The organism is Sporomusa sp. GT1 (genome assembly GCF_014634905.1).
GTDB lineage: Bacteria > Bacillota > Negativicutes > Sporomusales > Sporomusaceae > Sporomusa > Sporomusa sphaeroides.
In genome coordinates this window covers 1-249 of sequence record NZ_BMBX01000099.1, presented here as the reverse complement: position 1 = coordinate 249, position 249 = coordinate 1, and the positions used below count along the sequence as shown (strand labels likewise).

The 249-nt window shown below is 52.2% G+C and carries 1 protein-coding gene; it reads left to right on the top strand.

The genetic code is table 11. The annotated features are described in order from the left end of the window. A partial coding sequence (locus GT1_RS22005) for a glycine/sarcosine/betaine reductase component B subunit (RefSeq protein WP_223226452.1) occupies positions 1-249 on the top strand: 249 nt, incomplete at both ends.

Here is a 249-nt window from a genome sequence, read left to right as displayed (position 1 = left end):
CGTGGGTGATATTGTTGGTTTTCAGGAAGGTGTCATTGATATGTGGGGCGAGGGGGCCAGGTGGACGCCCTTTTCCACAACCTATAATTTAACAGTGGATATCCGGGTGGCAGAAGGCCTGCAGCCTCATATCCATGAAGAAACCGTCAGAGTTGCCGGGCTTAGGGCAGCGGAGTTTGTGGGCCTGGCCGGGAATGTAACCCCGGATGAGATACTTACCTTCGAACTTGGCAGTATTTTTGCAGAAAC